This window comes from Pseudoalteromonas sp. MMG005 (genome assembly GCF_018101015.1).
In the GTDB taxonomy this organism is placed as follows: domain Bacteria; phylum Pseudomonadota; class Gammaproteobacteria; order Enterobacterales; family Alteromonadaceae; genus Pseudoalteromonas; species Pseudoalteromonas aurantia.
The window spans coordinates 116,431-128,453 of the sequence record NZ_JAGJEK010000021.1; the positions used below are offsets into that span (position 1 = coordinate 116,431).

Sequence of the window (12,023 nt, forward strand, 5' to 3'; positions counted from 1 at the left end):
TATGACTTATTGTTATTGTTTTTTTGTGAGTTTGGCATAATAAAAACCATCACTTAAGCCGGGTAACAATTGCATACCTGGTTGTTCAGGTGTGTCATTATCATGCAAGGGATGATGTATTGCATCATTGGTTTGTGTAATAAACTGTGCTACTTGCTGTGCATTTTCTTCAGGCAATACGGAGCAAGTTGCGTAAATTAATGTGCCTCCGGGCTTTAACAGTGGCCAAATATTTTTCAAGATAGAGGCTTGTAACTCGGCAAGGTCATCTATGTCGGTTTTACGACGCAGCCATTTTATGTCGGGGTGACGGCGGATAACCCCCGTAGCTGAACATGGCACATCCAACAAGATGCGGTCATATTGTGTGCTATCCCACCATGTATCTGGTGTGGATGCGTCCGCATGAATGCATTCTGCGCGCAGTCCGATGCGCTTTAAATTTTGTTCCACTCTTTCTAGACGTTGGTCATCGGCATCTAATGCGTGCACGCGAGCATCTGCTAACTCAAGTATGTGGCAAGTTTTACCACCAGGGGCGGCACAGGCATCTAAAATTAAGTCATCATCTTGTGGGTCTAGTAGTCTGGCGGCAAGCTGCGCAGCCGCGTCTTGTACAGAGCAAGCACCTTCTCTAAAGCCCGGCAAGGTGAACACATCACACGGTTTATCAAGGAGTATGCCGTCTTGGTACTGTGCGTCCATACTGTGCTCAATACCATCCTCATCCAGCATCTCACTGTACTCAGCAGTTGTGTAGTGCTGTTGATTTACGCGCAACCACATTGGTGCTTGTTGTTGATTTTCATCTAATATATCTTGCCATGTATCAGGGTATGTAGCTTGTAATTTTTTGATAAACCAGCCTGGGTGATTGAATTGGCATACGGGAATTAAATTTGCGCTGGCCTCTAACTCTGCTTGCTGGCGTTGGAAAGTACGTAAAATAGCATTGATTAATCCTTTTAAACCAGGCGCCCGCATTGACTCGACCGCGGCGACGGTTTCAGCCACTGCTGCATGCTCAGGCACACGCATATATTGCAACTGGTACATTCCTACATATAAGACGAACTGGTAAACACGGCGTTTACCTTTTAGTGGTTGCTCTAGTAGTTGCTGGCAGTAGTGTTCTAGAGTGGGTAAGTATCTTAATACGCCATAGCAAATTTGTTGCAATAGGGCTTTGTCTTTCCCGTGTACCTTTTGCGCTGCAAAAGGTAATTGTGTATTGAGAGATTGACCTTTATCGACAACTTGATACAGCACTTCAGCTGCGAGTGCACGTACGTTCGCCATTATTGACCTACCTTAGTACCAGTGGTAACCCACTCAGCACGACCATTAAGAAAATCTTGTGCTGACATGGGTTTTTTACCTTGTGGTTGTAACTGAGTAATTGCTAAAGCCTGTTCGCCACATGCGATGACAACGCCATGTTTGTCACTACGAAGAATTGTTCCTGCATCACCTTGTTCATCGAGTACGGTTGCTTGCCAAATTTTAACCGCTTGTTCCTGCATGACAGTAAAGCAAACAGGCCAAGGGTTGAATGCTCTGATATTACGTTCGATTTGTACTGCGGGCATAGTCCAATCTATATTCGCTTCATCTTTAGAGAGTTTTTTTGCATAGTTAGCAAGGTCATCGTTTTGTTTGATTGGTGTTGCTGTGTCGCTTATCAATAAGTTAAGTGTCTCTAGCAATGCCGATGGGCCCAATTCAGCTAATTTATCATACAGGCTCGCACTGGTGTCTTGCGCTGTGATTGGGCAAGTCGCAATATACAGCATATCACCGGTATCTAAGCCTTCGTCCATTTGCATTATTGTGACACCCGTTTCAGAATCTCCTGCCCATAACGCTCGTTGAATTGGTGCAGCACCACGCCAGCGGGGTAAAATAGAACCATGTACATTCAGGCAGCCAAGCTTTGGTGTGTCTAAAACTGCTTTAGGCAATAATAAACCGTACGCGACGACTATCATTACATCGGCATTAAGCGCTGCCAATTCAGCTTGTGCTTCGATAGACTTAAACGTTTCAGGTTGAAATATGGGCAGATCATGTTCCATGGCAAGTAACTTTACTTCACTTGCTTTTAATTTTTTGCCGCGACCAGCAGGGCGGTCGGGCATACTATAAACACCCACAACATTATGTTGGGAGTTGATAAGGGCATTTAAATGGCGCGCGGCAAAATCGGGCGTACCGGCAAAAACGATGCGTAGTGGTGAGGTCACTGAGTTATCCAATGCAAATTTAATTAAAAAGAGTTAAGCACGTGAAGCAAGTTTGGCTTCTTTTTCTAGCTTTTTACGAATACGTTGACGTTTAAGTGGTGATAAATAATCGATAAACAATTTGCCCACTAGGTGATCGAGTTCATGTTGCGTACAAATAGCCAATAAGCCATCGGCTTGGTAATGAAACTCTTCGCCTTTTTCATTCAGAGCCTTAACTTTGACACTTTCTGCACGGTCCACTTTTGCATAAGAATAAGGTACCGACAAGCAGCCCTCTTCACTAATAGTAGCACCTTCTTTTTCAAGGATCTCCGGATTAATTAACACCATCGCTTGATCGCGTTCTTCAGAAACATCGATCACGACGATACGCTTATGAATGTTAACCTGAGTGGCAGCTAAGCCTATGCCATTTTCGTCATACATGGTTTCAATCATGTCTTTTACTATTTGACGAATTTCGTCATTTACTTCAGTCACAGGTTGCGCCACAGTGCGTAAGCGTTCATCTGGAAATCTAAGTACTTCTAACTTTGCCATGGTTACCTTTTACAGTTGAGCTAAAAATGCGATATTGTATGTTCTTATTTTAGCCATTCACGTTCCCCTTTAACAGGTTTTGGTTGATAATATCTAAAAATAACTCAAGGAAGCCGTAATGAAATACCCAATTGCTGCGCTATTCATGGCCATGAGTGCCTCATTCTCTATATTGGCAGATACTTTAAATCTAAAATCGAGTGCGCCAGAGCAATATACTGTTAAAAAAGGCGACACGTTATGGGATATTTCTAACTTATATTTGCGTTCCCCTTGGAAATGGCGTCAGTTATGGCAATGGAATCCGCAAGTGAATAACCCGGATCGCATCTACCCAGGTGATGTTTTAGCATTGCAATATGATGCTCAAGGGCGTCCGATGCTCATGTTAGATAAAGGGGTAAAAAAACTCTCACCACATAGTCGAGTGGCGGTGCAAAAAAGCACCGCAATACCGACTTTACCGCTGGCGATGATTGAACCATTTATTGAATATGAACAAGCTCTAGATCAAGATGCATTGAATAACAGTCCTATTGTTTTGGGAGCCAGTCGTAATGTGAAAATGAGTACGCTTGGTCATATCTTATACGTTAAAGGTTCTCTTCCGTTATCGGCAAATTATGGTATTTATCGTCAAGGCGAACCTTATATAGATTTAGCGACGGGCACTACATTAGCCTATGAAACAAGGTTGGTTGGCTCCGCGCGGGTAATACGGGTAGGTAATATTCAAAATGGTGTTCCATCTTCTGTGGAAGTTGAAATGATCAAACAAGAAATTAAGCCTGGGGATGTGCTTTTACCTATTTCAAAAGGGCAAAGCTATTCGGCGCAATTTCATATGGCGAAACCTAAAAATATTGATGCGGGGATGATCATTGCTAGCACCAATAAGTTACGGGAGTTTGGTACGACGGCTGTTGTGGTGCTCAATCTAGGACGTAATGCCGCGCTTAAAGAAGGGCATATTCTTGATATTAAGAAACAATCACCTACAGTTATTGAAGGTAAACATGGTCCTCGCTACGTTGAAGATGCGAATAGCTTGGAAAAGTTTATGAAAAGTGTCAGAGAGCTGTTTGGAAAAGGTAATACAGAGAATAGTGTTGTTTGGACTATGCCTAAGGAAAAGGTAGGAGAGCTAATGGTGTTTAAAGTGTATGACGACATTAGTTATGCAATGGTTATTAAATCGATACATCCAATTCGAGTTGGAGATACTGTTAGCGCAGAATAACTTTACTCGAATGCTCTAAGGAGGGAGCATGTCGCAATTGTCACTATCGCGCTGTATGGCGCTATATTTATGCAAAGGGCTCGGTCTATCTAGTATTAAGGCCCTAATGGATCATGGTGATTTGAATCACCTGTTTAATTTAAATATTGATGAACTAAAAAACTTAGGATTAGCAGAGTCTGTAGCCGTACAACTTGTGAAAGTTGACTGGCAATATATCGATGCACTTATTAGTCATTGTGAAACTTTATCTATAGCGATTGTGTCATATTTTGATAGTCGCTATCCCCCGTTATTGAAACAGATATGCACCGCGCCTTTACTTCTATTTTGTCGTGGAAATATTGATTTACTCGTACAACCACAGATTGCGATTGTAGGGAGTCGCAGTGCGACGGCTACTGGGTTAGAAATTGCTGCTGAGTTTTCTTATCAGTTAACGCAATCAGGCTTGGTTGTGACCTCAGGCTTAGCGCGAGGTGTTGATGGTGCTGCACACAAAGGTGCGTTAGCACATTTGGGTGAGACAATCGCAGTGCTGGGTACTGGTACCGATATAATTTATCCCAAACGACATCAGCAGCTTTATCAGCAAATCATTGAGCATGGGTTAGTGGTAAGTGAGTTCTTACCAGGCACGCTGGCCAAAGCATGTAACTTCCCTCGTAGGAATCGAATTATATCCGGACTTTCTTTAGGTGTACTTTTGGTTGAAGCTGAAATTAAGAGTGGATCACTGATCACTGCGCGTTATGCGTTGGAACAAAACCGTGAGGTATTTGCTATACCAGGGTCTATTAAAAACCCACTCTCACAAGGGGGTCATTTTTTACTAAAACAAGGCGCTAAGCTTACGGAGCATGTGAGTGATATTCTAGAAGAAGTGAGCTTTTTGCCAGAAAACAGTCTATATACTATAGAGAGTATGGCTAAAAATGATATCTCACAGGAGGATTGTCGCGTATTACAAAACTTAGGCTTTGAGGTAACCAGTGTAGATACCTTGACGCAAAGAACACAATGGCCAGTTGAAAAAGTCGTCGCGCGATTATTAGATCTAGAGTTAGAAGATAAAGTAGAGCGTGTATTGAACGGCTATATCAAATTAGCAAGGGGTTAGTTATGTTTGATATTTTAATGTACTTATTTGAAAACTATATCCACAGCGAAGCAGATATTTTTGTTGAGCAAAATGAATTAACTGACGAATTGTTACGAGCTGGGTTTAACCAAGATGAAATTTATAAAGCATTAGATTGGTTAGAACAGCTGGCTGATCTTCAACACAGCGATGAGATCCCTTATTTAAATGCTACGGCAGATCAAGCCGTACGGATTTATACAGAGAAAGAATGTCAAATGTTAGATGTTCAATGTCGAGGGTTTATTATGTTTGTTGAGCGTGTAGGGGTGATTGATAGTATTACACGTGAAATGATTATTGATAGGTTATTTGCTTTAGAAAAACCGTATATTGGTCTTGATGACTTAAAATGGGTTATTTTAATGGTGTTGTTCAATGTGCCAGGTAAAGAACACGCCTATGCGCAAATGGAAGACCTGATTTTTGATGAGCCAACTGAGTATTTACATTAATATGTGAGGGTTTCTTGATGGAATGACTATAACTCCTTGACCCAAGATATGATGGAGTTATATTAGGCGCAATTACGTGCAGCCTCAGTAGGTACTATGACCAAAATTGACCCTTCGCTATTCAATGCACAACAGCATGCATTGGACAAAGAACATGAGCCTTGCCCCGAGTGTGGTTCTGAATTAGTCATGAAGCATAGTAAAAATGGACCATTTTTGGGCTGCACGAGTTATCCTACCTGTGAACATATTACACCGTTAGCCCAGCACGATAATCATGACATTAAAATTCTAGATGAATCGCCTTGCCCTGAATGTGGCAATCATTTAGTGATCCGTAATGGTCGCTATGGCATGTTTATAGGGTGTACTGGCTATCCGCAGTGCAATTATATCGTGCACGATGAACAAGAAGAGCAGCCAGAAGAGATTGGGTGCCCTAAATGTCAGAAAGGGCAGTTAGCTAAACGTAAAAATAAGTTTGGTAAGTTCTTTTACTCCTGCGATTGCTACCCCAAATGCAAATATAGCGTGAATCAGCAACCAGTCGTACATACTTGCCCTGAATGTGGTTGGGGAGTCATGTTAGAAAAGCAAAGGGCAGGAAAAGCTGTGTTACAATGCCCGCAAAAGTCCTGCCAGCACAAAATAGAGAAACCGCAGTGAGTAATTCATCTGAAAATGCGATGTCAATAGAGCCTAATAATGTTGTTCAAGCTTTAACACAAGGCCAAGTGATATGTTATCCAACAGAAGCCGTATTTGGCTTAGGTTGTGATCCTGATAATCAGAATGCTGTTGAAGCATTGTTAGCCATCAAGCAAAGAGATGTTGCTAAGGGGCTGATCTTAATTGCTGATAACTATAGTCAATGCTTACAGTACGTAGATGATACGAAAATTCCAATGGATATGCGTGCTGATATTTTTTCTTCTTGGCCTGGGGCCGTAACATGGGTGCTACCAGCTAAAACAAGTACACCTAAATGGTTAACGGGGGTGCATAGTACTATTGCTGTGCGTGTCACAGCTCACCCGACAGTGAAAGCACTGTGTCAGCAATTTGGCAAGCCGCTGGTGTCAACAAGTGCAAATCTATCAGGCCAAGAACCTGTGGCAAGCTTAGAGGAAGCGAAGCGGGTATTTACCACGCAAGTTGGTTTCTATGTTGATGCGCCGTTAGGTGGAGCAAGTGCTCCGAGTCAAATAAAGCATGCACTGACTGGTGCGGTATTAAGAGGGAGCTAATTGTAGATGGCCAATGTTAATTTAGAGACGGTAAAAGCTTTTTTATTGTCATTACAAGATCATATCTGTGCAGGCTTAGAACAAGCAGATGGGCAAGCCAAATTTGTTGAAGATGAATGGCAGCGAGTAGAAGGTGGGGGCGGAAGAACGCGGGTTATTCGCGATGGCGCAGTTATAGAACAAGGGGGCGTTAATTACTCACATGTTTTTGGTAAATCAATGCCAGCATCTGCCACGGCGCATCGGCCTGAACTTTCTGGTAGAAGTTTTCATGCGTGTGGAGTGTCTTTGGTTATTCACCCAAAGAACCCTCATATACCGACCAGTCACGCCAACGTGCGATTTTTCATTGCTGAAAAAGAAGGTGAAGCGCCTATTTGGTGGTTTGGTGGTGGGTTTGATTTAACGCCATTTTACCCTGTCCTTGATGACGTAAAGCATTGGCATCAGGTGGCAAAAGACTTATGTCAGCCGTTTGGTGACGAGATTTATGATGATTACAAAAAGTGGTGTGATGATTATTTCTATTTGAAGCATCGCCAAGAAACTCGTGGTGTGGGCGGCCTGTTTTTTGATGATTTAAATAAATGGGGCTTCGATAAGAGCTTTGCCTTTATGCAAGCGGTGGGTAATGGCTTCTTAGAGGCATATGTACCATTAATTGAACGTCGTAAAGAGACTCCGTATGGCGAGCATGAACGCCAGTTCCAACTGTATCGCCGTGGTCGTTATGTTGAATTTAACTTAGTTTGGGATAGGGGCACTTTATTCGGCTTACAAACTGGGGGGCGAACAGAATCTATATTAATGTCTATGCCACCGTTAGCACGTTGGGAGTATAACTTTACCCCAGAACCAGGTAGTGCAGAGTTTACGTTGTACGATCATTTCTTAAAACCACAAGATTGGTTGGGTCAACAAAACTAAACTCAATTGTACTAAGAGATAAAAAAGGCACCAGTGATGGTGCCTTTTTGCTTAACATAGATCAGAATTGAGTTATTCGAGCTTAAAGCTTCGTACTTGCTCATCAAGTGAACGAGCTAGGTTTAGCAGCTCTTCACTGACATTTTTACTGGCATGAGCATCAACCAATGACTGTTCAGCGTTATCTCGAATAGCAACCACACTTTGGTTTATTTCTTCAGCGGCTAAATTTTGCTGTTCTGTAGCATCCGCTATTTGTACATTAAGATCATTAATTCCATGCATTTGTGCAGAGATGTCTTTGAGTGCTTGCGCAACCTGTTTGACTTGTTGTGCGCGCTCGTCAGCTTCTTCACATGACGCATTCATTGCTTTTACTGTATCAGTTGCTTCACTTTGCAACTTTTCAATGGTGCGTTTTATTTCATCTGTAGAATCATGGGTACGGGTTGCAAGGGTTCTGACTTCATCAGCAACCACGGCGAAACCACGACCGGCTTCACCGGCTCGGGCGGCTTCTATCGCAGCATTGAGAGCAAGCAGGTTGGTTTGTTCGGCAATACTACTGATCACTTCTAGTACCTTACCGACTTCCAATGTTTGTGATTGCAGTTGGCTCACCTGCTCACCAGCTTGGCGAATATCCGTAGCAAGTTGATTAATACTTTGCTCAGTATGATTGGCGATTGCCATGCTTTGCTCAGCAAGGTGATTACTGCTCTCTGACTTTTCTGAAGCGAAATGTGTGGTATTTTTAACTTCACTCGATGAACTTTCGAGTTCATTAATGGCGGCTGCAACAGAGTCAGTGCCTTGCTTTTGCTCTAAGATAGCGCGCTCGGTGGTATCTGCCGAGGTATAAATGGTTTCAGCAGAGTGAATAAGGACTTTGGCTGAATGCGATACTTGCGAAATATTATCAGTGAATGATGCCATCATTCTATTAAAGTTACAGGCCAAACGGCCGAGTTCATCATCAATCGTATCATTAATACGTAGGCTTAAATCTTTATTTTGAGTAGCTAAGCGCATTGTTTTACCTAAGGCTTTTAGCCTGACAATAAATAGCTTTCTGAATAACCCCCCCAGAATGATAAAGGTAAACAAGAAAATAGCAGAGAGTAAACCTGTACTGACTAGCGTATTTTGGTGAACGGTGTTGTCTATGCCGGTAAGTGAATAACTGATACGCACTACTCCTAAAACGTCCCCTTCGTTGGCTTGATGGCAACCAAGGCAATTTGTACCTTTATAATCACTGCTTGCGATCATGGGTTTTAGGTAGGTCATGATCCGGTCATCATTACGCTGTTCAATAACGAGTGTTTCCGTGCCATTGAGTGCTGCAATTTCAGCTGCGTTACTCGCTGATTGATTATTATTGCCCGGCCCATAGAGTTTATTGACCTTTGCAGAGCGAATAATATGGGCATCTTCAATATTAGGGTGGTCACGCAGCTTGTTGCTGAGTATCTCTCGGTTTGCCATGGTGCCTGTAAGCATCATGGTATTAATTGAGTCGAAATAATTGTCTGCTAATAACCTAATATTGTTTTCAACAGTGTCTTGAGCAAGGGTTTGTTGCTGGTGGCTATTACTTAATATACTGGCGATCAGAACCAAAAGGCCGGTAATTGCCAGTAAGGCATAAATTTTATGTTGAATAGATTTCACGCACACCACTCATTCGAGAAAAACAGAAGGGTATTATGCGTGTTTTATGACGAGTTAAATTTGACTTAGCGCAATAAGTCTTGCGCTAATTGCTACATTGATTAGGCATGTTTAGTGTTGATTTATCATATGACCTGCGAGCTGGCCGAGCGAATTACGCAAGCCTTCTCGTAATAATGGATTATCTATTTCTATATCCAAACTTTTGTTCATACAGTGCATCCATTGGTCTTTGAGCGCAGTATCAATGGGGAAGGGCATGTGTCTTTGGCGTAATCTTGGGTGACCATATTTCTCAGCAAACAAATCTGGCCCGCCTAACCATCCAGAAAGAAACTCAAAAAATACCTGTCGGATCCTATCCAAAGGTTGCGGGTGCATATCATAAAGTGGCTTTGCGTAAGGGTCTGATGCCATTATGTCGTAAAAACGATTGGCTAAAGCGCGCGCGCCTTGTTCACCACCAATGATTTCATAAGGGGTTTTCTCTGGGGTTGGAGCGGGTTGCGCTGCAACTTTACTTGCATCTTTATTAAAGATGCGTTTAATTAACTGCTTCATGATTGTTGCTAACTTCTAGGCTAAAAATAAATGGATAAATACGCGGTGTTTGGGCACCCCATAAAACATTCGAAATCACCGACTATTCATCAGCAATTTGCAAAGCAATGTGGTGATACGCTGAGTTATGAAGCGATTTTAGCACCATTAGATGGCTTTCAATCAAGTGTTGAAGCATTTTTTTCTAGTGGAGGGTGTGGCGCTAATATAACCTTGCCCTTTAAAGAGCAGGCTTATGCGTTAGCTGATACGCTCACACAGCGGGCGAAATTAGCTGGTGCTGTAAATACGTTGAAACGCTTAGAGGATGGCCGATTGTTGGGCGACAATACCGATGGCGCAGGGTTAGTTAAAGACTTACTTGACCAAGGGGCACAGTTAAATGGCGCTCGGCTATTATTATTGGGTGCGGGTGGCGCGGCACGAGGCTGTATTTACCCTTTACTTTGCGCGGGTGTCAAGGAAATAGTAATTGCCAATCGCTCTGTTGAGAAAGCCACTATTTTAGCCAAAGAGTTTCACTCTTACGGGGCCGTTAGTAGTTATGCACTTGATGAAATTCCAAATGAGCGCTTTGACATCGTGATTAACAGCACATCGTTGAGTGTGTCAGGGCAAGTGCCAAACATCGATGCTCACCTGATTGCGCAGTGTCAATTTGCGTATGATATGTTTTATGCCGATGAAACTACGAGCTTTTTAAAGTGGGTATCGCAATATAATGCGCAGTGTAAGTTAGTTGATGGTCTAGGGATGTTGGTCGGGCAAGCGGCTGAGGCCTACCTGTTATGGCGAGATACACTGCCAGATACAAAAATTGTGTACCAAGTGATGAGAGAAGCGAGTTAATAATGAATCAAGGTATTTTGTTTAATGATCAAATAGAGTTTGATGTGGTGTCTTGTACGTTAACTTTTAATGCGATGGTTTCGGGCATGATAGTACCTTGCATTATTACTACACCTATAAATGAGCAAAGCAAGGCATTGGCCCATTTTGCTCAGCATCAATTTGACTATGAAATTCAAGCTGAGCAACTAATCGAGGATGAAGTGTATCAGCCCGATGGCAGTATTAAATTAGCTTTCTTGTAAGTATTCATCTTTAAGCTGTACATAGTTTTGTGCTGATACTTTTAAAAAGGCAAGTTCCTCAGGATTTAATGGTCGAGCTTGCTTTACTGGACTGCCAACATACAGAAAGCCGGCTTCTAGGGTCTTGTTTGGTGGCACTAATGAGCCGCCACCAATGATCACATCATCTCCTACAATCACATTGTCCATAACTATTGCACCCATACCCACCAGAATTCGATTTCCTAATGTGCACCCGTGCAGCATAACTTTATGACCAACAGTGACATCATCGCCAATGATCAATGGGTAGCCACTTGGGTTATTGGTCGTTGCGCGGGTTAGATGTAATACAGAACCATCTTGTACGTTAGTTCTCTCGCCTATTTTTATATAGTTAACATCACCCCTAGCGGCGACGAGAGGCCAAACACTGCTGTCTTTACCAATCGTGATGTTACCAACGAGTACTGCTGATTCATCTATATAAGTAGATTCATGAAGAGTGGGTGTGATCCCTTTATAGCTTCTTAGCATTTAAATGCCCCAGTTTGAGAGAGTATTCTAATAGGGCTAGTGTAAAACTAACTGCGTTGTTAGGCTATAGGTGATTTAAACATCGTATATCGTGCATAAAAGTAGCAAAAATAGAGCTTTCGTTGTAATTTTGCTCGAACACGATATTTTTATCACTTTTCTTCAAATAAAGGCTTGCGCTTTTTCTGCATCTCCCTATAATGCGACCCCACTGACACGGAGCGCTGCGCTAACTTAGCAAAGCAAAACGCAGGCAGCGTCGAGTAAAACTTAAATTAACTTTTCATTTAAGAAAAACTTTTAAATTTAAGTGTTGACAAAAAAATAGGAAAGCGTAATATGCGCAGCCCTAGCGAGATAAAGCAAAGTGCTTAATCGTCGC

At 42.4% G+C, this 12,023-nt stretch carries 14 protein-coding genes; 8 read left to right on the plus strand and 6 right to left on the minus strand.

Features of this window, described 5'->3' with window-relative positions; translation table 11 throughout:
- Window positions 1-12: 12 nt before the first annotated feature.
- From rsmB to def, 3 genes are read right to left on the minus strand one after another with little or no spacing between them, the layout of a single operon-like run.
- Complete coding sequence (rsmB, locus tag J8M01_RS17000) at window positions 13-1,299, minus strand: 16S rRNA (cytosine(967)-C(5))-methyltransferase RsmB (protein ID WP_211058746.1); 1,287 nt, start codon at window positions 1,297-1,299, stop codon at window positions 13-15.
- Entirely contained in the window at window positions 1,299-2,243 is a 945-nt protein-coding gene (gene fmt, locus J8M01_RS17005; protein ID WP_211058747.1) for a methionyl-tRNA formyltransferase, read from the minus strand. Before fmt ends, rsmB begins: the two co-directional genes overlap by 1 nt.
- A gap of 33 nt (window positions 2,244-2,276) precedes the next feature.
- Window positions 2,277-2,786, minus strand: a complete 510-nt coding sequence (def, locus tag J8M01_RS17010) for a peptide deformylase (RefSeq protein ID WP_192509196.1) — start codon at window positions 2,784-2,786, stop codon at window positions 2,277-2,279.
- A gap of 118 nt (window positions 2,787-2,904) precedes the next feature.
- Between def and J8M01_RS17015 the strand changes: the two genes are divergently transcribed.
- From J8M01_RS17015 to hemF, 6 genes are all read left to right on the plus strand, one after another.
- A complete protein-coding gene (locus J8M01_RS17015) occupies window positions 2,905-4,026 on the plus strand; it encodes a LysM domain-containing protein (RefSeq protein ID WP_210997982.1) in 1,122 nt (373 codons plus the stop codon).
- Window positions 4,027-4,054: 28 nt separating this feature from the next.
- Complete coding sequence (gene dprA, locus J8M01_RS17020) at window positions 4,055-5,146, plus strand: DNA-processing protein DprA (RefSeq protein WP_211058748.1); 1,092 nt, start codon at window positions 4,055-4,057, stop codon at window positions 5,144-5,146.
- Window positions 5,147-5,148: 2 nt separating this feature from the next.
- Window positions 5,149-5,622, plus strand: coding sequence for a DUF494 family protein (locus J8M01_RS17025; protein WP_192509199.1), 474 nt, complete (start codon window positions 5,149-5,151; stop codon window positions 5,620-5,622).
- A gap of 96 nt (window positions 5,623-5,718) precedes the next feature.
- Window positions 5,719-6,288, plus strand: a complete 570-nt coding sequence (locus J8M01_RS17030; RefSeq protein WP_192509200.1) for a topoisomerase DNA-binding C4 zinc finger domain-containing protein — start codon at window positions 5,719-5,721, stop codon at window positions 6,286-6,288.
- 20 nt (window positions 6,289-6,308) lie between these two features.
- Complete coding sequence (locus J8M01_RS17035) at window positions 6,309-6,869, plus strand: L-threonylcarbamoyladenylate synthase (protein ID WP_211058752.1); 561 nt, start codon at window positions 6,309-6,311, stop codon at window positions 6,867-6,869.
- A gap of 6 nt (window positions 6,870-6,875) precedes the next feature.
- The gene (gene hemF / locus J8M01_RS17040; RefSeq protein ID WP_211058749.1) at window positions 6,876-7,796 is read left to right on the plus strand and encodes an oxygen-dependent coproporphyrinogen oxidase; all 921 of its coding nucleotides are present in this window, start codon (window positions 6,876-6,878) and stop codon (window positions 7,794-7,796) included.
- 72 nt (window positions 7,797-7,868) lie between these two features.
- Here the strand turns inward: hemF and J8M01_RS17045 are convergent, their stop codons facing one another.
- Both J8M01_RS17045 and J8M01_RS17050 read right to left on the minus strand, forming a co-directional pair.
- Window positions 7,869-9,476 carry a methyl-accepting chemotaxis protein gene (locus J8M01_RS17045; RefSeq protein ID WP_192509224.1) on the minus strand — a complete coding sequence of 536 codons (1,608 nt, stop codon included), beginning with the start codon at window positions 9,474-9,476 and terminating at the stop codon, window positions 7,869-7,871.
- A gap of 105 nt (window positions 9,477-9,581) precedes the next feature.
- A complete protein-coding gene (locus J8M01_RS17050; RefSeq protein WP_211058750.1) occupies window positions 9,582-10,031 on the minus strand; it encodes a group II truncated hemoglobin in 450 nt (149 codons plus the stop codon).
- A gap of 30 nt (window positions 10,032-10,061) precedes the next feature.
- On the opposite strand from J8M01_RS17050, the gene aroE reads away from it, so the two are divergent.
- Both aroE and J8M01_RS17060 read left to right on the plus strand, forming a co-directional pair.
- The gene (gene aroE / locus J8M01_RS17055) at window positions 10,062-10,880 is read left to right on the plus strand and encodes a shikimate dehydrogenase (protein WP_192509203.1); all 819 of its coding nucleotides are present in this window, start codon (window positions 10,062-10,064) and stop codon (window positions 10,878-10,880) included.
- Between the two features lie 2 nt (window positions 10,881-10,882).
- Complete coding sequence (locus tag J8M01_RS17060) at window positions 10,883-11,125, plus strand: DUF1488 domain-containing protein (RefSeq protein ID WP_192509204.1); 243 nt, start codon at window positions 10,883-10,885, stop codon at window positions 11,123-11,125.
- On the opposite strand, the gene J8M01_RS17065 is transcribed toward J8M01_RS17060, so the two are convergent.
- On the minus strand, window positions 11,111-11,641 hold the full coding sequence (locus J8M01_RS17065) for a gamma carbonic anhydrase family protein (RefSeq protein WP_192509205.1): 531 nt from the start codon (window positions 11,639-11,641) through the stop codon (window positions 11,111-11,113). The two genes, J8M01_RS17060 and J8M01_RS17065, sit on opposite strands and share 15 nt — an antisense overlap.
- Window positions 11,642-12,023: the final 382 nt, after the last annotated feature.

Bases quoted from the DNA above. Each gene is read 5' to 3' on its own strand.
- rsmB (WP_211058746.1), bottom strand. From the start codon at position 1,299: ATGGCGAACGTACGTGCACTCGCAGCTGAAGTGCTGTATCAAGTTGTC.
- def (WP_192509196.1), bottom strand. From the start codon at position 2,786: ATGGCAAAGTTAGAAGTACTTAGATTTCCAGATGAACGCTTACGCACT.
- J8M01_RS17015 (WP_210997982.1), top strand. From the start codon at position 2,905: ATGAAATACCCAATTGCTGCGCTATTCATGGCCATGAGTGCCTCATTC.
- dprA (WP_211058748.1), top strand. From the start codon at position 4,055: ATGTCGCAATTGTCACTATCGCGCTGTATGGCGCTATATTTATGCAAA.
- J8M01_RS17025 (WP_192509199.1), top strand. From the start codon at position 5,149: ATGTTTGATATTTTAATGTACTTATTTGAAAACTATATCCACAGCGAA.
- J8M01_RS17030 (WP_192509200.1), top strand. From the start codon at position 5,719: ATGACCAAAATTGACCCTTCGCTATTCAATGCACAACAGCATGCATTG.
- J8M01_RS17035 (WP_211058752.1), top strand. From the start codon at position 6,309: ATGTCAATAGAGCCTAATAATGTTGTTCAAGCTTTAACACAAGGCCAA.
- hemF (WP_211058749.1), top strand. From the start codon at position 6,876: ATGGCCAATGTTAATTTAGAGACGGTAAAAGCTTTTTTATTGTCATTA.
- J8M01_RS17050 (WP_211058750.1), bottom strand. From the start codon at position 10,031: ATGAAGCAGTTAATTAAACGCATCTTTAATAAAGATGCAAGTAAAGTT.
- aroE (WP_192509203.1), top strand. From the start codon at position 10,062: ATGGATAAATACGCGGTGTTTGGGCACCCCATAAAACATTCGAAATCA.
- J8M01_RS17060 (WP_192509204.1), top strand. From the start codon at position 10,883: ATGAATCAAGGTATTTTGTTTAATGATCAAATAGAGTTTGATGTGGTG.
- J8M01_RS17065 (WP_192509205.1), bottom strand. From the start codon at position 11,641: ATGCTAAGAAGCTATAAAGGGATCACACCCACTCTTCATGAATCTACT.